Raw genomic sequence first — 17,774 nt, 5'->3', positions numbered from 1 at the left:
GTGAGATCTAAACGCATCTCATCGGGCACTATTTTACGCAAATGACTAACGCAAAATCTTTCCAGCGCACAGAAACACCCAGCGTTACGCATCAAAAACACGCGGCCAGTTCAGTCGCTATTTTGCTTTCCATCTATAACGGCAGTGCGTTCCTTGCCGAACAACTGAGCAGTTATCTTCACCAAACGCACACAAATTGGCATTTATATTGGCGTGATGATGGCTCATCCGACAATAGTCTCGAGATAATTCGCTATTTTGCTCAAACTGATGGCCTAGGTCGCTGCAGCGAGATTACCACCGAAGAGCCACGCTTAGGCGTACAGCGTTCTTTCTTTAGCCTTATGGCAAATGCCGCCACCCACGACTATTACGCCTTTTCAGACCAAGACGATGTCTGGCTACCTGACAAACTAGAAAGAGCCGTTGCCGCGTTGGGCGCAACCCATTCTGAACAAAATGCTTTATATTTTTCCGGTTATTACATGACCGATCAGAGCCTTAAAATCACGGGAAAATCTTCTTTTATTCAGAAAGAAATAAACTTTCAAAACACTCTTACACAAAATGTCGCTAGCGGCATGAGCATGGTTTTTAATAAAAAACTCAGAAATACTTCTTTGAATTTTATAAATACATCAACTTTAATATACCACGACTGGTGGATGATGCTTCTTACTACATCTTTCAACAGCACTATACGATATGATCCTGTCCCCGCCCTACTGTATAGACAACACCAATCAAATTCAGTCGGTGCTCAATCCTCATTTATTCAACGATCCTTCAAAGCCTTAACGCGAGGCCCATTTGCGTTCCTTAATATGTTTGAAGCCAATGCTGCCAACCTGTACAGCCATGCTCAACAGTTACCCTCGGAAAATCGCTTTTTCTTAGAGGAACTAATAAATGCAAAATCCTTTTTCGAGCGTTTTATTTTTTTGACAAGACACCCCAAATTCCGTCGCCAAGGGAGACTGGAGAATATTACTTTTAAGCTTTGGTTCCTTCTTGGAAGTTTCCGAAAGGAACAATATAAAAAAGACTTGCTCTAAAATTCTTTTTCGCCGTTAATCGGTGGAAATCTTTCGTGGAGTATCGTCCGTCATGAAAATTCCTAATCTTAACTTTGACAAACCCGAAGATTCAAATGTCATTACGCTTAAATGGCTTGTGATACTTCACATAGGGCTTATTGCATTTATCGTTCTAATCCATCTTTCTCTAAACCACATGCAAAGCTCATTTTAAACGCTTCAAATCATCTCCAAAACTTTAGACGCGCGCATGAAAAAATCTAAGCTTCCGTCCGGAATGTCGCCACTAACTCCAACACGGCGCGCGACCCAATCGAGAGCCGCCAACGCGTGAATTGCGGCGTAGAAAATAATACTTTTCCTTTCCACTTGGAGGGAGGAGGTTGAGCACCATCCCGCGATGAAACGCTTCCACATAAATTCGTCGCAAAAATCACTATTAAGCCAAATGATTTTCCCCAGATCAAAACGCGGGTCTCCCACCAACGCACTTCCAAAATCTATTATTTTCCAATCCTTTTTATCGCAATCCCAAATAATATTTTGCTCTGTAAAATCACCATGTATCAAAGATACATCTTGATAAGTAAACTTACCCACGCCTCCACGACAAAAATTCAGAGCCTTATCTATTTTCTGCGACGGAATATTTATTTTCATTTTCTTTATATTATTTTCCCAACCATCAATTTTATTTTTTAAATATATATCCCACGCTTTAGATTGTTCAAACAATAGAAATTTGGGTATTCCACTTGTGGCAATAGCCGCGGATGAATGTTTGACCATTCTACCAAGCAAAGCACCGGCGCAATAAAATCCATCATTTACTTCACAAAACTGAAATAAAATTCCCGAATTATTTATATAATCCATTTCTATAGAAAATATATATATTCATTTTTATCTACCAGAGAAATATTATCAGGAATAATTTCACTGCCCCGCAAGAGGGAATAAGCAAAAAACTCACGAAAAGCTTTATTTTTGTTTTTATAAGTCTTTATTATTTTATTTTTATTCGACATATTATCGTAGACTAAAGAAATATCACTATCACTCAAGCCTATCATTTTTATTCCTTCACAAACGCAAATAACGTGTTCGCCAAGCCATTACCCAGCCTGCAAAAATGTATATCCCTAATGCTCCAGCCCCAATCCAAAACGGAACGGGTATGTCAGTTTGCCAAGAGAGAACCAGCCCCCCCAGCGATAGGAAAACAGCTAAGACTACTGAGGCCAAGAGCCCCCATAAAGGCGAAAGATTTAGCCTTAACGCCGTTGCTGCTGGTCCCACCATTAAGCTGAATGACAATAGAGCTCCTGCAATTTCTGAGCATACAGCGCACGCCATCGCCGCAATACCCATCAAACTCAGCGACAGCATCCTAACAGGAACACCCCTCGCTAAAGCCATCTCCGGATTCAAGCTTGCAAATAGAAGTGGGCGCCCAATAAGCAATAATAAACACAAACAAAAACAGGTCAAAATAGTTAGCGTCTTGAGTGCGCCCATGCTTAGCCCTAGCACATCACCGAACAAAAGAGTGGTAACCAAACTAGAGGCACCGTTCGAGAGGTGAAGAAAGAGCATTCCAAGGCCCAAGCTAGCGGACAGGACCAGACCCGTTATTCCATCACGATTAAGCGGCCTACGCTCCCGCAGGTTTTCTATGCCCAGAACTAGACCAGCAACTAGGCTGAATACCCCCATACCTGCCAGTGGAGGCAAGCCAAGCCATACGGCACCTGCCGCCCCACTAAAACCAACATGTGTAAGACTATGTGCAGCAAACGCCTGACCACGCAGCAGCAAAAACCAGCCGACAACGCCCGCTAACAGCGAAACCAAAATACATCCCATTGCCGCATGGCGCATAAAATCAAACGCAAACATGCACCGTTTCTTCCAATAAGGTCACTGTCCTTGACGCCATGGCCTCTAATCCAGCCATATCGTGGGACGTTAAGATGATTGACGTACCCGCTGCCACGAGTTGCTTAAGCAGCCCTAGAAGAGCATCACGCCCAGCCTGATCCAACGCTGCAATCGGCTCGTCTAAAAGCAAGACAGCATTATTTCTTGTACCCAGAGGCGCCAGCGCCTGCGCCAAAGCTACACGCTGCCGCTCCCCACCCGATAACTGCCCCAATGGGCGATGAACGTAGCTTGTCCGGCCCGAGGGAATTTCGGCGCGCTCAAGCAAACTGTTCAACAGTTTTTTCTGCTGGCCTAGCGCACCCCAAAAGCCCCATGAGGCACCATTTAAAGCTGACCGTATATGTGCCAACGCGGGAATTGCGAGGGCCGCTTCAGTTCTTCCGGGCATTTCGCTGCGCCCCTGAGGCATATACCCCAATTGCGACCGCACCCGACGCACTGGCTGCCCATCAAGCAAAATCTCTCCGTCTACTGGCTGAATAATTCCCAAAACCGCCTGTAAAAATGTGGATTTTCCCGCACCATTTCGTCCGCTCAACAACGTTAAGCCATGCAGTGGAATTTCACAGGTGCAAGAGCGCAAAATACGTTTTGAGCCATGGGCAAGCGTAACATTTTTAAGAGAGAGTATCGGTCCCGCCTCAGTGCTGCGCTGCATTCCGCGCCCCTTCGGCTTGGTCCAAGATATTAGATACCCACCCTTGCCACGATTGCCCGACGGGCAGCGTCTCTCCTACCTGAATAACGGGTATCGACGCTTTCCGGGCTAAATCCTCCAAATGCGCCAACTGGGGTGCCCTTACGGCAGGGTTGAGCACTAGCAACGTAATTTTGCGCGACGCTATCGCTGTTTCCAGTGCGGCTTCGTCACGGGGAGATGGTGCCATATGCTGCGCTATAGCCCGCGCGTAGCGGGCATTTAATAAAGTCCACCCCGCCTGAGCAAACAGAGCACTGCCTTGAGTTTCAGTAGCGGCGTAAGGTGTATACGCCCGCTCCGCCCTTAATGCTGCCAGACGATCATCTATAGAATTTAAATCAGCCAAAAACGCCGCTGCCCCGGCATTAAAATCCTGCTCAAAAGCAGGTTCGAGCTGCACCAGAATATGTTCAATATTTTGCACCGCAATGCGTACGTCCTGCGGATTAAGAAAAACGTGGCTATCGTCACCTGACTTCCAGCCAACCTTTTCCCCAATATTCAAATGCCCCTTTGCGTGAAGAACAAATGGCATAGCCCAATCATCGTAAACAGCCCCATTCATGACTGCGAAATCCGCCTCGGCAAGGCGTTTAGCCATCGCTGGTGTCGGCGCAAACTCGTGCGGATCAATACCCGGCGTGCTAATAATCGACTGTACGTCCACGTGCTGCTTCCCAATCTGGGCGACCACGTTGCACCATACGGATTCAACACATACTACATGCAACGGCGCAGATTCAGCAGCATCGACCGGATGAGCCATGGCTCCAAAAGCCAATGCCGCACACAGCATACCAAAGCGCAAAAAGATCGTCATGAAACCAGCACAACCAAACAGCAGGGCGGCCTGTTATAGTGTAACACGAAGCGCTTGGCTATAAGACTTTCCGTCAGCCGCAAAAACACCACCTAAGATTGTTTTCTGACGCTTTCTTTTGTTTGAAAAATACTTACAAAATCAAAGTTTGTTTAATGCAATTATCTCTTTGAACAAATTCAAAAAATTTGCTGATATCATTTTGTATTGAAGAAAAGACTTTAATAATGACACAACACCAAACAGCCGCGACATTATGGCTCGACGCCCTTTGCCTGCCCTATAATTTGCACGCATATGAATACGATCCGACCGTCGAAAAATTGGGGATTGCTGCGGCGCAGGCTTTAAATGCTGACCCGCAAGCAGTTCTCAAAACCCTTATGGTTAAAGTGGATGGCACGCCCGCTTGCGTTGTCCTGCCCGTCGAATACGAAATGGACTTTGCTCTTGTGGCGCAGGCCTTTGGGGGCCGCAAAGCAAAAATGATGAATCGGCACGATGCTGAAGACTACACAGGCTATCAAATCGGCGGTGTAAGCCCTTTCGGGCAAAAAAGACCGTGCCGTACAGCGTTTGAGCAGCGAGCGATCACAGAAGCGCACCCCCAACTCATTATTAATGCAGGAGCTCGCGGCCTTTTACTCAGCATTGCACCAGAAAATGCTCTGGCAGCGTGCACAGCAATCACCGCGCAACTTTCATCAAGCTAATGCCGCGCTACAGATGCGAGTCAATCCGGCCTAAAATAACACCTAAGACGCGGCGTGTGACATCAATATCACTCGCAGGAATGTCCGCTAAAAGCTCACGCTCGACTTCACCAGCAAAGCGGTAAATCTCACGCACGAGCTGCTTTCCCTCCTGCGTCAAACTTACTGCCCTTGCACGCCTGTCCCTACTATCAGGCACCCTGACGACTAGTCCTTTTTGTTCTAATGCGGACAAAACCCGCACCATCGAAGAATTATCCAACCCTAAAGAAGCAGCTATATCTTTCTGATGAAGAGGATCAGAGGTCTTATCAAGCTCCAGCAGGGGCAACCAAGTAGCATCCGTCAAACCATAAGGCTGCAAACGCGCATCAATTCTATGCCGCCATAACCGCGCAATCCGTCCAATAACACGCCCAAGCACTGCGGTTCTGCCATCTTGCTGCATATCCTCCCCCATTACTCAAGGCCCTGCCATATCGTCTTGAACATTGGTTCCTGCCGCAGAAACCAAACGGCCTGTCGCATGTGCTAGCACTGCAGCATTCGTATAAACCTGTGCCTCACTCACGGCTAAAGCCGCCTGCGCCTGGTACAATGCCGTCGCCGCGTTCGAGGCATCCGTCAGTGTCCCTACACCATGCTGATACGATGCTGCGGCACCTTCGAAAGCCGTTTGTGCCGTACTACACAAAACACGAGCAGACTTCACCTGAGCCAAGGCAGTGCCCAACTCATCCTGACTATCAGCCACCTCACGCTCGACCGTTACACGATCTTGCGTCAGTGCAGCCTCAGCCTGCTTTTTGCGTGACTCTGCCAAATGAATGCTATTTGCCCGCGCGCCCCCCTGATAAATTGGCCAGTTTACTTGTAAAAAGGCGCTTTCTTCAGGCTGTGCGATGCTCGAGGCCGGAGCGGATTGTTGTGTCCCGTATGTCTTTAAAGTGCCTATGTAAGCCTGTACCACACCGGCAAGAGCAATGCGTGGCGCAAGGCTGGCTTTAGCTGCACTTAAAGCCGCGTCTGACGCTCGTAATTTGGCTAAATCCGCCAAAACGTCTGGGCGCGATTGAAGGGCTGCATTGATGAGAGCCTGAACATCCGTTGGCAAGGAATTCGGCAAATGCTGGCCATCCATTGGCCGAATGTTTAAAGTCATAGTAGCTGGCAGCCCCATTGCTGCAAGTAAACCCCGCTTTGCTGTATGTTCTGCGTCTTGGGCGCGCTCAAACTCAAAGTTAGCCTGAGCCGCATTGCGCTGCGCAATCGCTACATCAACAACCGTTCCCTCCCCATAAGCGTGCCGCGATTGGGCCGCACGCAGCAATAAGGCAGTGTTGTCTTCCGCACGCTTGGCGGAGCGCGACATGCTTTGCGCAGCCTGATATGCGTAATAAGCTTTAGTGACCGCCAAGATCAGCGCTTGGTGGACCTGAGTAAACCCATAATCCGCGGCAAGCGCGCCTTGTTGCGCCTCTTTTATCTGAGCCCTTGTCCGCCCGAAGTCGAACAGCAAATAATCCAACTCAAGTTTCGGAAAAAATGCCCCACCGTTCGACGTCAGATAGCCACGTTGCGACAGATAATTTGGCAGCGGGAACGCCATGCGCTGGAAGCCACCCATAGCCGACAGCGTCACCTGCGGAAGAAGCCCCGCACTTGATATGCCAACGCCTATTGCCGCCTGGCGTGCAGCCTCCCAAGCCATGCGTGTCTGAGGGTTAGTACGTTGCGCTATATCTATAAGTTCAACCAACGACAAAGCCTGCCCAGTCATTGGGACATTCGCAACATGCTGCGCTACTACCGCCGCGCTATTATTGATATGTGGCGCTGAAAAACCACCCACACCGGGCGGCATGACAAGTCCATTTTGCGCTGCCATGTCTTGAGTGGGTTGCCACGGCCTGTCCGGACGTTCAGGGGCCCAGTCACGCGTATCGTTGCATGAGGAAAGGGCTAAAGCTGCAACCCCGCACATCATAAGAGTATGACGCTTGAAAAGCCCTGTAAGAGGTTTGTTAAGCATGACTTGCCCCCGCATCGACTGATGGTGCCACGCGGTGTTCTTCCTCACGCAGTACCTCTGCCGGTAAAAGTTCATCCAAAATTGCACGGATCCGTTCATCCAATACGCCGAACCAAAAACCCCGCTCAGGGTCCAATGGCAGGTCCGGCGGAGTGGGCAGAGCCTCTATGAGCGCCCTGCCGTCACGCCCGTGCGTAATCCACTGCCCAAAATGCTCCAGCCATCTTTTCAAAGCGCTGCTATGCGCAAATACGGCCTCGCTCGGCTCTTCCGCTGCATCGGAAATGATTGCTACCGGTATAGCTAACATCTGAATTTCTGTGACCACCCGAGCATCGACTTTGCGGCTTCTTCGGCGCGTATTTACATGAGCCGCCTCAAGCGGCTCGTTGATGACCGAACTGCGCACGGCAGCAATTGCGCGCCCAAAAGATTCACGCAGCCTTTCCTGCCCCGCTTCAACCAAAACATGCCGATCATGGCGCCGATAAACAACCAAATCGCCCAGAACCTGCAACGCGCTGACCACGTGTTTGCGCCCTACTGACGCAACGCTGACGGGCCAAAGTGTCGTCGCTATTACATAAACAACCACATTGCCGAGAATAATTCCCACAACACGGTCACGTCCGGTTGCCATGTCCAATGTCGGTCCATAGCCCTGTAGAACCGTCAAAAAATAAGCCATGGATGTTTGGACGCCCGCATAAGCAATGCGCTCACTGCCGCTTTTAATCCACCCCGCAAGCAGCGTAACAGGAAGCACGACGAGGATGAGGTCTGTCAGGTCCGTCAAGTAAGGCATGAGCCACAAAATCGTACCGATCCCCGCTGCTGCACCAATAAGCGCACCAACAAGGCGAAGCGTCATTTTATGGACACTGTCCCCCACAGTCCCAAGGGAGACCAAAAAACACGTCACCACACATGTGCTAATACCAGACCACTGCGTGAAGCGCGTAATGCCGTAACAAATGCAAACCGCAAGAGCGAGTTTTATAGCAGCCTGAACATAAGCAGGATTGCGGAAGGCGTCCGGCTTGAACCAGCCCTTGGCTTGGGCCGTTACGTCTGCCACGAAACCATGCCGTGCAGCGTCAGGCTTTAGCAATAATGCTCGTATGACCGTCAGTGTTCTTGCCAACTCCACACCAAGCGGGTGGCGGGCAGGATCACCACGCATTGCGGCGGCATAATTTTGCAAATCAACATCGCTCATTTCAAGAGCGGCGTAAGCACCAGGACGTTTTTGCAAAACATCCGCGCAGCTCTCAGCTACTTTACCTACCGCTTTAAGGAGGCCAGTCCCCCCATCACCCTCAAGCCGCGTCCATGCCGCCGCAATCATGACAAGACGGGTCATGCTGCGGATCATAGCCAGCCCAGCCCTATGCCGCGGAAGCTCTGGGTGCAACTGAGACGCTAGATCGTGATAGCGCCGCAGCTCGACTGTTCCCTGCTTTGCTAAATTTTGTACTTTCTGCGCCTCAGGTGCTTCCGCATAGCACTCTTGGGCGCATAGCCCGGCAACAGCTCTCAACCGCGCAATCAGTCCGTTTCGCAGCATGATAAGAGGGTCGTGCCCCGCCAGTCTATTCGCTGCAATCATGGCAAAAAGAGCAATTACGAAGACTGCACCCGTCCATAATAAAATATGAACGAAAGCCTCTTCCGGGGGCAAGAAAACTGCGTCTGGGACACTGCTTTCCGTGGTGTTCCCAACAAATGCACTAATACCGTAGCCGACATTTTCCAATGTATCGGCGTTCAGCATCATATAGACTATCCAAAACAGGAGTATATTTACAAAAGGCCCCAAGACCATTGCCTGAGCCAAAAACCCTGCCCCTAAAGTCAGAAGCAGCATAAAGGGTAAGCGCAGGCCCGGCTCGGACAAGCTGAACATCAAAAAAATAATCGAAAGGCCGGTGCCTAATAAAATAACCCCCCGCCCATAATCGCGCTTTTAATGGTCGAGGCGGCGTCGTTCCCAGACAAAAAGAAACAGATAAAAACCATGATGGCGAGTTGAGGGATACGGAACACTTCCCCCACGACAATCATCGTAATTACCTGCGCTGCCAGCAGCAACGTGTTGCGCCACCGGCCCGGCGTCGGAGCCATTTCGTCCCACAACGCCCTCAACCCGTTTGGTGGGTCTCCCTCATCTATGAGCGGCGGTGCAAAACGCTGATCATTATGCCGCTGATGCGACGCCCAGCTCATTGGCTCACCACAACAACCGCCGTAGCTCCAATACGCATGAGAGACGCTGGCGGGTTTTGCAATAAAATCCGCACCGGAAAGCGCTGGGCGATACGCACCCAATTCAAAGAGCGAGGAACCTTTGGCAAGCCATCTGCACTCATACCTTCATCTGGTATGACACCTGCGTTGAGACTATCGACAACACCTTCAATAGGCCGATCAGGCTGGGCCATAGCGTAAACCCTCACCTTCTGCCCGGGACGCAACACAGCTAATTGTGTCTCACGGAAATTCGCGACCACCCACCAGTGTTCATTATCGATAACGGTAAACACAGGCCGCCCAACGGCGGCATACTCACCTGACGCAACGCTCAAATCCGTCACGATCCCGTCACACGGTGCGCGCACCGTCGTCTGGCGCAATTCGCGCTGCGCCTCACGCAGCACAGCCTGAGCAGCCGCCAAATCCGCACGCAGTGGCGCTACACTCCGGACAGCTTGCTTTGCCCCCAGCGCCGATTGCAGAGCCTGTTGCAAAGCAACTTCCGCGCTCCTTGTTGACGTCCGCGCCTGATCCAATGCCTCACGCGTAACAAAGCCCTGACGCGCCAGAGGCTCCAAACGCCCTTGTGTCGCCTGAGCTAATGCAAGGCGAGCTCGTGCACCGCTTACACCGCTCTCTGCTGCCCCAGCCTGAGACATTTGAGAGCTAACTTGGTTTGTCTGCACATCTAATTGAGCCTGCAAACCATCCACTTGCGCTTGAGCTTGCTGCAACTTGTACTCGTACGGCTCGGGATCAATAATGAACAGTATCTGCCCGCGGCGAACATACTGATTGTCTTTTACAGGCAAGGACACAATGCGTCCGCTCACTTCCGGGGCGAGATGCACAATATCAGCCGCTACGTAAGCATCTTCTGTCCGCGGTTTCATGTGCAATTGGTTCAGGACCAGAACGCCAAGCACCGCGCAAGCAACGAGCGAGAGGACCAACAGGCTTAAACCGCCTATGCGACGAGGTTCCATAGTCTTCATGTCCTCTTTATCAATGCCCGAAAATCAGTAACCAAACGGCGAACGTTACCGCGACTATAAAAGCCAGATATGTAAGGATTGGCGCCGGTATCGCCTGATCCAGCCGTAAAACTCCCAAAAGAACGCGCAGTAGCGCAGCGCACGCGCAGCCCAGCGTGAGGCACAGCATCCATGATGGGAAAAAAGAGCCTAAAACATCTTGAAGGGGTGCACGCGTACAGCCTCCAACAGACATGGCTAAAAGAGGCGCACTGTATTTCAGCGCTCCTGCCCTACTATACACGCGCGGTAGAAAACGGAGCATATCACCAGCCATGTTCATACGTTGGAAAAAACGGAGTTTGCTGCTCATATCCTATTTATAGTTGATATGTCATCTAATTTCATACGAAAGGAAGTCACGCGCGTTCTCAGCGCGCAGCCCCTCCCTCATTCCCCCTACACACGAGAGGGGCCAAAAGGCCGATCACCAACGATCGTGACACGATGCATGATCCGCCTGTGAGGCCTGTAATCATCGACTGCATAATGTTGTGTTGTTCTATTGTCCCAAAAAGCTACGTCACCCTCCTGCCATGACCATCGGATCTGAAACTCAGGCTTCGTTGCATGGCGGAATAAGTAGTTTAACAAAGCGGAGCTCTCATCGGCTTCAATGCCACAAATTTCCGTTGTGAACCCCTCACTGACAAAAAGTGCCCTACGTCCACTTTCAGGATGAACCCGAATCACCGGATGCTCGACGGGAGGGTGGCGGTCACGTGCTGCTTTCCATCGCTCATATTCATCCGGCGTTTGACCGTAACGCGCCAAAGGAAAAGAGCGCGTAAAATCGTGTATTGCGGTCAAACTCTCCAAATGCTCCTTCATGAGTGGCGATAGTGCTTCGTAGGCTGCGGTGCCACTGGCCCAGAGCGTGTCCCCGCCGCATGGCGGTAAATGTCGGGCAGCCAGAATTGCCCCTAAAGGCGGGGTCTCAGAAAAGGTGACGTCCGTATGCCATAGGGCATTGTCCTTTAAGTCCTGCTGGTCCGTATCCAAAACCATCGCCTCTGGAACGCCCGGCACCGAAGGATAGACAGGATGAATGTGCAAATGCCCAAAAGCAGCACCCAACGCCCGATGCTGCTGAGGAGAGATATCTTGTTGCCTAAAAAAAAGCACTTCATGCTCTAGCAAGAGGGCTTTAATGGCAGCCAACGCCTCCCGTGACTGCAGCTTTGCCAAATCAACACCCTGCACCACCGCACCCAAACTCGGAGAGAGAGGTCGGACACTCCACCCTGCTGGCAATCCGTGCGCAACCGCATGAACTGATGATGAATGAGCGTGTTGTAAGTCCTGATGACGAAGGGAGTAGGCCATAAACGCACCATATTCCGATTTAAAAGCGTTATTTTTTCCTTTCCATCATACATATCCTGATATAGAAGCGTTATAACTTTATCTATTGGTTGTTTATTAAGAGATTAAGGGACATTCTACCCATGCCACCTTATCGCCGCGCTATCATCGTGACTCTGTCCGGTCTGGCCCTGACTACCGCAACGTTTGGCAACGCCGCCCCTGCCAGATCAAAACAAAAACGTACCGCGCAGCAGCTCAGCCACCCGCGTGACGTCACCGCCCATGACGATGAAACAATAGCCGTTAACACCCACCATAAAGCGCGCGGCAATCAGACAACCTTATCCCGGCACATTTTGGAACAGCAGGTAGCCGGTACCAACCCTTTAAAGACGCTGGCTCAAACGCCCGGTGTGCAATTTCAATCTGATGACCCGCAAGGTATCGACACCTATTCCGTACAGCTTTTCGTCCACGGTTTCGTCCAAAACGAAATTGGTATGACGCTGGAAGGAATACCGCTGGGTGAGCCAACTTTCCGTAATTATAATGGCCTGAACCCTATCCAAGCCATCTCTGCGGAGAATGTTGAACGCCTTGACGTAACTCAGGGTGCCGGCGCGGAATCATCGGCAAGTACCAATAATCTTGGCGGTTCGATTAATTACGTTATTTCCCGGCCTCATGACCGCACAGGCGGAACCATTGCCCAAACATTTGGAAGTAACGCGCTGTACCATTCTTTCTTCCGTTTCGACTCAGGCCGCCTTAATCCAACGGGAACGCGCTTCTTTGTCTCTTACATGCGTAACCAAACGGGTAAATGGAAAGGCGGCGGCGACCAGTTCATGCAGCAGGTTAACGCGCGCATCGTCCAACCTATCCGCTCATCCAGTGAAATTAGCGCCTACTTCAACTGGGATGCGTTGAACATGGTAAATTATCAAGATTACACCCCTAACTGGTTGCAGAATAACGGGCCTAATCTCGATAATTTTTATGGCCTCCCTAACGCTTGGGCGAATGCTTACAATGCCTCACGTGGCATATTTCCTGCCGGCTACAGTTCAATTTCAGACCCTAAGGACATTTCCTACTACGACAGCACCGCATCTTCTGCTGATTTGTTTGGCGGCATAACGGCCGATTTAGCCCTGACAGACAAGCTCCGCTGGAAGACCACTTTTTACGGGCATCAGGAAACAGGGCACGGCACTTACGCCAACCCCTACGCCTGCAAAGATGCAACCGCGCTGCGCTGCCCCCAATCAGCAGATACACTGCTGCTCAATGGTGGCCGTATCTTTGAGCAGGTACGCAGACCATACATTGAGCGGTTCGGCGCGACTTCTTCCCTCGAGTACACTACCGGACATCATGTTTTCGCTACCGGCTTGTGGTACGAAAATAACCAATACGACACACGCGCGCTCGCATACCAGCAGCCTGTTTTAGGTGAAGGGAGCCCGCTCGACCCTTTCGGCAATTTTGCAGGCGTCCCCTACAGAACGCTATGGCACCAACGGTATAATACCAACACATTCACTGCCTATGTGCAGGACACATACCATATTCTCCCGACTCTTTCTTTGCACGCAGGCTTTAAATCCCTGCTCAACACAACACGCGTGGGTGATGCCTCAAATTGGGCACTACGTTTCCCCACACAAACGAGCGGAGAAAGTTTGACGACGGCACGCGCATTTTTACCGCATATTTCGGCGGACTGGAATTTCCTACCGCAGCACGAACTGTTTGCGGATATCTCAGAAAATGTGCACGCCTATCCCCAATCGGGTTATAATTCCAGCAATGCGCCACTTGCAGTTTCGCAAACGGCTTATGACAGCATACGCAATACTTTACGGCCGGAAACCGCTTGGACTTTCGCTGGCGGGTATCGCTATAATGGTTCGTGGGCACAAGCCAGCCTTTATGGCTACCACACGAATTTCAAAAACCGCCTTCAGCAGATTTTGGCCAATCCAACCGGCGGCTCCTTGCTTACCAACACGACTGCAACGGTGCAAAACGTCGGCGGTGTAACCATGAATGGCGTGGATGCGGGGCTAACCTTATCGCCCTATCGCGGCCTCTCATTTTTCAACAGCTTTAGCTATAATCATTCTGTCTACGATCAGGATATTCGTAGCAGCGGCACACTCTACCAGACGAAAGGCAAACAGGTCGTGGGCTACCCACAATTTATGTATAAAACCCGCCTGTCCTATTCGTGGAAAAATATAGAAACCTTTATTGACGCTCAATATTATGGATCACGAAGCTACGATTACGTCGGAGACTTCAAAATTTCTCCATATTGGATGAGCGACCTCGGAGCATCATACACACTGCACGACATTGCCCTTGGTTCACCTCGTGCACCGCATATTCAACGTCTTGTTTTCTCGTTTAATATTTATAATCTCGCCAATACTGTCTATGTTTCTACCATGGGCCAAAACGGTTTCACCATGGATAATCAAGACGGCGCAGCCTTCAATAACCAGTCCATACTGATCGGCGCACCGAGACAGTTTTTTGGATCAGTACGCGCAGAATTTTAGCCCAAAAAAACCCATATTGTTCTGTTCGCATTTCTTCGGCGAAGCACGTTGTTTTCGCCGAAGAAAATATTGTTTTTCCTCAGACGTGACTGCACATTCATCACGCCGGATATGAGACATAAAACTGCTTTTCATCCGGTGCTTTTGCTAAATTACAGGGGTATTTGAAATTGGAGCCAATATCGGTCACCCCGCATGCTATTTTCCACACCGAACTCATGCTGCCATTTAAAAGCAACAGCATAAGGCGGTTTAAAGAACCAGATAATCTGCGGACCTAACCCAAATTTTTGCAGGCGGTTTCCGTCACCAACCCTTTGGCCATATTGCCTGTCATTAGTAAATTGTGACGTTATAAACCCGTTAGGGCCAATTCGTAGCTGCGGTAGAGACGTAAAGGGCATATAATTTGCGCCGAAATCTATATTAATTACGTTTCCAGATTTGTAGTTCGTCGCGCCATTTTTAGCATTAATTTGCAGTTCACCTTCAGCGGAAATATCGAACCGCTTAGTCGGCATCCATGTTACAGCGGCCTCTTGGTTAAAGCCAAAAACATTCGTGCTTTCACTCACCACATCCGTTTTACTAAAAGACCCTATCGGCAAAAAAGCCCCTTCCCCCAGATACGCATGAAAAGTCGGAGTGTGCCAAGACAGATAAAGTGGCGCCAGGTAGAGCCAGTTAGGGCCAAAAGCATTTCCTGAATGCCCCCCTGCCCGCAGCGTAACACTATTAACCGCCAGAATAGCGCTGCTCGATATATTCGCACCCAACACTGTCCCATGCCACGTATGGAAGAGCCTTGCCGCATTGGCTATCGCCGTCGCTCGAAACCCCGGTACCGATGACTTTTGCGATGCGCTCGAATAAGCCCCGTTTGGGTTCACGACAAAGTAGTCCTGCCACAATGTCTGCCCTTGAGCTGGCACAAGGGCGGGATAAATCGTTTGCACACCAGACGCCCAGTTAGTTTGCCCGCCTTCCGTCGCATGAGCCTGCGTACGACAGATCAATAATGCGCCAGCACAAAGCAATGTTTTCAGAATCGCTTTCACATCATCCTCACTTGCATTTAGAAGATGATTGTCGCCACACTCTGGCTGCATCCATTTGCTCAAACGAGCACTATTCTTTGCCTATTTCTGCTGATTTATCCGATATAGGAACAATTGCGATACCGAAACTTTATAGGCGCATGTTAGAGCTCCTTCTAAGGTTTCTCTCTGCACAGGACCCGTTCGATTATGTCCTCTAGGCTGCAAGTTTATCACACTGAAGGCTTACCCCAACGCGCTCGTAAAGAATGTTGGCATGACATCATCACGCGTTCTTTCGTTCCTCTGGAATGCACCCTCAAAACAGATGACTTCCAAGGACAAATCACCCGCCTATCCTTTGACACATGCAGCATTTCAAAAGTTCGCTCTGGCGCACAATCCGTCTCAAGAACATCAAAGCTGACCCAGAATTCGCAGTCATCTCACTACCTCCTTAGCCTTGGGATACGAGGAACCGGCGAGGTACTTCAGGACGGACGACAAGCCATTTTAAATCCCGGAGCATTTGCTCTCTACGACAGTAGGCGTCCATATACGCTCAATTTCGATCAAAATTTTGAACAAATCGTTTTCATGATGCCAAACATCGCGCTTAACGCGTGCCTCGGCCATGCTGAACATCTCACCGCAACGACCATTGATACAACCAACCCATTACAGGAAATAACGGCCAATTTTCTAACGCAACTTCTCAATACCACGCAGCATTTGCCCGACTTGCTCGTTACAAGGCTTGCCGCACAAGCGAGCGAAATCGTCGCGTCGATGCTGATTGCGACCGTCGGCCGCTCATCCGCTCCTACATCACACCGCTTGGCGATGGGCCTGCAACTGCGCACAGCCATTGACCAACGCCTGCGGGACCCGGAACTCAGCCGCCAGAGCCTAGCGCAACAATTCCGCATTTCCACACGCTACCTTGACGATCTTTTTTCAGACGAAGGCGTCGGCATTGCTGAATATATCTTACAAAAACGACTACAATGGGCACGCAAGGCGCTATCCGATCCCGCCCGTAGCCGCTATCAAATTGGTGAAATCGCACGCATGAGCGGTTTTGTCAGCCAGTCCCATTTTAGCCGTGTTTTTGCCGCTACCTTCAGGCAGTCGCCACGCGAATATCGCCAACACTGCCTTGCACAGTTTATCACCAAATAGCCGCTTTAGACATATTTTCATTCCCTATCAGGCAAGACATATTTTGATTCCGATATAATGTCAGAGGAGTTCAGGGCTGCCACCAGCCCGGCTAACCACCACTGACCCGGAGCCAAAAATGGGCCTCAAACATCCGAAATATAAAGTCGCGGTCGTTCAAGCTGCTCCTGCATTTCTTGACCTTGATGCAAGCATCGACAAGACCATTTCTCTGATCAAGGAAGCGGCCGAAAACGGTGCGTCTTTGGTGGCATTTCCTGAAACTTTCATCCCCGGCTACCCATGGCACATCTGGCTGGACAGCCCAGCATGGTCGATGGGCAAGGGTTATACGGCGCGCTATTTTGACAATTCCCTCGCCTATGACAGCCCGGAAGCAGACCGCCTCCGAGCCGCAGTCAAAGAATCAGGCATCACAGCCGTACTCGGCCTTTCCGAGCGCTACGAGGGCTCACTCTATATTGCCCAATGGATTTTGAATCCCGAAGGCGAAACAGTAGCAACACGACGCAAACTCCGCGCTACCTTCTGCGAGCGCACCGTCTATGGTGAGGGCGACGGGAGTGACCTTGCCGTGCACGACATTCCCGGTTTGGGCCGCGTCGGTGCTTTATGCTGCTGGGAACATCTGCAACCACTCAGCAAATACGCCATGTTTGCTCAAAATGAGCAGGTCCACATTGCCGCATGGCCGAGTTTCTCGGTCTACCAACCGGCGGCTTATGCTCTCAGCGGAGAGGTCAACACCGCTGCGGCCCGCGTCTATGCGGTCGAGGGCGGCTGCTTTGTACTCTCACCTTGTGCCACAATCTCATCAGAAATGATTGATGAACTGTGCGACGCGCCCAATAAGCACGACCTTATTCAAGCTGGCGGCGGATATGCCCGCATCTTTGGCCCCGATGGCCGTGACCTTGCTACCCCTTTCTCCCCCGAAGAAGAGGGTATTCTGTATGCTGACATCGACCTTGCCGCCATCCCTATGGCAAAGGCCGCGGCTGATCCCGTCGGGCATTATTCACGCCCTGACGTCACCCGTTTGCTTTTCAACCCACGCAAGGCACAGCGCGTCGAATACGTACAACACGCTGAAGCAGAGGGTGTAAACGTCGCTCCTGTAACCTTCCCTCAACGCAGCGAAGGTTAA

18 protein-coding genes are annotated in these 17,774 nt (G+C 50.6%); 5 read left to right on the top strand and 13 right to left on the bottom strand.

Going from position 1 to position 17,774, the window contains the following annotated elements; all coding sequences use genetic code 11:
* The first annotated feature begins 41 nt into the window (after positions 1–41).
* Positions 42–1,055 (top strand): glycosyltransferase family 2 protein, encoded by a 1,014-nt coding sequence (locus D5366_RS08320; protein ID WP_141493082.1) that lies wholly within the window; start codon positions 42–44, stop codon positions 1,053–1,055.
* A gap of 201 nt (positions 1,056–1,256) precedes the next feature.
* Here D5366_RS08320 and D5366_RS08315 read toward each other — a convergent pair whose 3' ends face one another.
* From D5366_RS08315 to D5366_RS08295, 5 genes are read right to left on the bottom strand one after another with little or no spacing between them, the layout of a single operon-like run.
* Complete coding sequence (locus tag D5366_RS08315; protein WP_141493081.1) at positions 1,257–1,913, bottom strand: aminoglycoside phosphotransferase family protein; 657 nt, start codon at positions 1,911–1,913, stop codon at positions 1,257–1,259.
* Positions 1,914–1,915: 2 nt separating this feature from the next.
* Positions 1,916–2,110: a hypothetical protein gene (locus D5366_RS08310; RefSeq protein ID WP_141493080.1), complete on the bottom strand. Its 195-nt coding sequence runs from the start codon at positions 2,108–2,110 to the stop codon at positions 1,916–1,918.
* 10 nt (positions 2,111–2,120) lie between these two features.
* A complete protein-coding gene (locus D5366_RS08305; protein ID WP_141493079.1) occupies positions 2,121–2,936 on the bottom strand; it encodes a metal ABC transporter permease in 816 nt (271 codons plus the stop codon).
* The gene (locus D5366_RS08300; RefSeq protein WP_141493078.1) at positions 2,923–3,639 is read right to left on the bottom strand and encodes a metal ABC transporter ATP-binding protein; all 717 of its coding nucleotides are present in this window, start codon (positions 3,637–3,639) and stop codon (positions 2,923–2,925) included. Before D5366_RS08300 ends, D5366_RS08305 begins: the two co-directional genes overlap by 14 nt.
* Positions 3,623–4,501, bottom strand: coding sequence for a metal ABC transporter solute-binding protein, Zn/Mn family (locus D5366_RS08295; RefSeq protein WP_141493077.1), 879 nt, complete (start codon positions 4,499–4,501; stop codon positions 3,623–3,625). The genes D5366_RS08300 and D5366_RS08295 overlap by 17 nt, the downstream gene beginning before the upstream one ends.
* A gap of 227 nt (positions 4,502–4,728) precedes the next feature.
* On the opposite strand from D5366_RS08295, the gene D5366_RS08290 reads away from it, so the two are divergent.
* Positions 4,729–5,214: a YbaK/EbsC family protein gene (locus tag D5366_RS08290; RefSeq protein ID WP_141493076.1), complete on the top strand. Its 486-nt coding sequence runs from the start codon at positions 4,729–4,731 to the stop codon at positions 5,212–5,214.
* A gap of 7 nt (positions 5,215–5,221) precedes the next feature.
* Here D5366_RS08290 and D5366_RS08285 read toward each other — a convergent pair whose 3' ends face one another.
* The 7 genes from D5366_RS08285 to tauD all read right to left on the bottom strand — a co-directional run bounded on the left by D5366_RS08285 (position 5,222) and on the right by tauD (position 11,859).
* Positions 5,222–5,662, bottom strand: a complete 441-nt coding sequence (locus D5366_RS08285; protein WP_170211067.1) for a MarR family winged helix-turn-helix transcriptional regulator — start codon at positions 5,660–5,662, stop codon at positions 5,222–5,224.
* 15 nt (positions 5,663–5,677) lie between these two features.
* Positions 5,678–7,246, bottom strand: coding sequence for a TolC family protein (locus D5366_RS08280; RefSeq protein ID WP_170211066.1), 1,569 nt, complete (start codon positions 7,244–7,246; stop codon positions 5,678–5,680).
* A complete protein-coding gene (locus D5366_RS08275; protein ID WP_170211065.1) occupies positions 7,239–9,143 on the bottom strand; it encodes an FUSC family protein in 1,905 nt (634 codons plus the stop codon). The genes D5366_RS08280 and D5366_RS08275 overlap by 8 nt, the downstream gene beginning before the upstream one ends.
* A gap of 35 nt (positions 9,144–9,178) precedes the next feature.
* The gene (locus D5366_RS08270; protein ID WP_141493072.1) at positions 9,179–9,472 is read right to left on the bottom strand and encodes a hypothetical protein; all 294 of its coding nucleotides are present in this window, start codon (positions 9,470–9,472) and stop codon (positions 9,179–9,181) included.
* Positions 9,469–10,485, bottom strand: coding sequence for a multidrug transporter subunit MdtN (mdtN, locus tag D5366_RS08265; RefSeq protein WP_170211064.1), 1,017 nt, complete (start codon positions 10,483–10,485; stop codon positions 9,469–9,471). Before mdtN ends, D5366_RS08270 begins: the two co-directional genes overlap by 4 nt.
* Positions 10,486–10,504: 19 nt before the next feature.
* Positions 10,505–10,846 (bottom strand): YtcA family lipoprotein, encoded by a 342-nt coding sequence (locus D5366_RS08260; RefSeq protein WP_141493070.1) that lies wholly within the window; start codon positions 10,844–10,846, stop codon positions 10,505–10,507.
* Positions 10,847–10,932: 86 nt separating this feature from the next.
* Positions 10,933–11,859 carry a taurine dioxygenase gene (gene tauD / locus D5366_RS08255; protein ID WP_141493069.1) on the bottom strand — a complete coding sequence of 309 codons (927 nt, stop codon included), beginning with the start codon at positions 11,857–11,859 and terminating at the stop codon, positions 10,933–10,935.
* Between the two features lie 122 nt (positions 11,860–11,981).
* Between tauD and D5366_RS08250 the strand changes: the two genes are divergently transcribed.
* Entirely contained in the window at positions 11,982–14,408 is a 2,427-nt protein-coding gene (locus tag D5366_RS08250) for a TonB-dependent receptor (RefSeq protein WP_141493068.1), read from the top strand.
* 152 nt (positions 14,409–14,560) lie between these two features.
* Here D5366_RS08250 and D5366_RS08245 read toward each other — a convergent pair whose 3' ends face one another.
* Entirely contained in the window at positions 14,561–15,517 is a 957-nt protein-coding gene (locus D5366_RS08245) for a SphA family protein (RefSeq protein ID WP_141493067.1), read from the bottom strand.
* 138 nt (positions 15,518–15,655) lie between these two features.
* Between D5366_RS08245 and D5366_RS08240 the strand changes: the two genes are divergently transcribed.
* Together D5366_RS08240 and D5366_RS08235 are read left to right on the top strand one after the other, a co-directional pair.
* On the top strand, positions 15,656–16,627 hold the full coding sequence (locus tag D5366_RS08240; protein WP_141493066.1) for an AraC-like ligand-binding domain-containing protein: 972 nt from the start codon (positions 15,656–15,658) through the stop codon (positions 16,625–16,627).
* Positions 16,628–16,745: 118 nt separating this feature from the next.
* A complete protein-coding gene (locus D5366_RS08235) occupies positions 16,746–17,774 on the top strand; it encodes a carbon-nitrogen hydrolase family protein (RefSeq protein WP_141493065.1) in 1,029 nt (342 codons plus the stop codon).

Source organism: Neokomagataea tanensis (assembly GCF_006542335.1).
Lineage (GTDB): Bacteria > Pseudomonadota > Alphaproteobacteria > Acetobacterales > Acetobacteraceae > Gluconobacter > Gluconobacter tanensis.
Note: the sequence above shows the minus strand (reverse complement) of the source record. Positions and strands in the feature narration are given on the sequence as shown.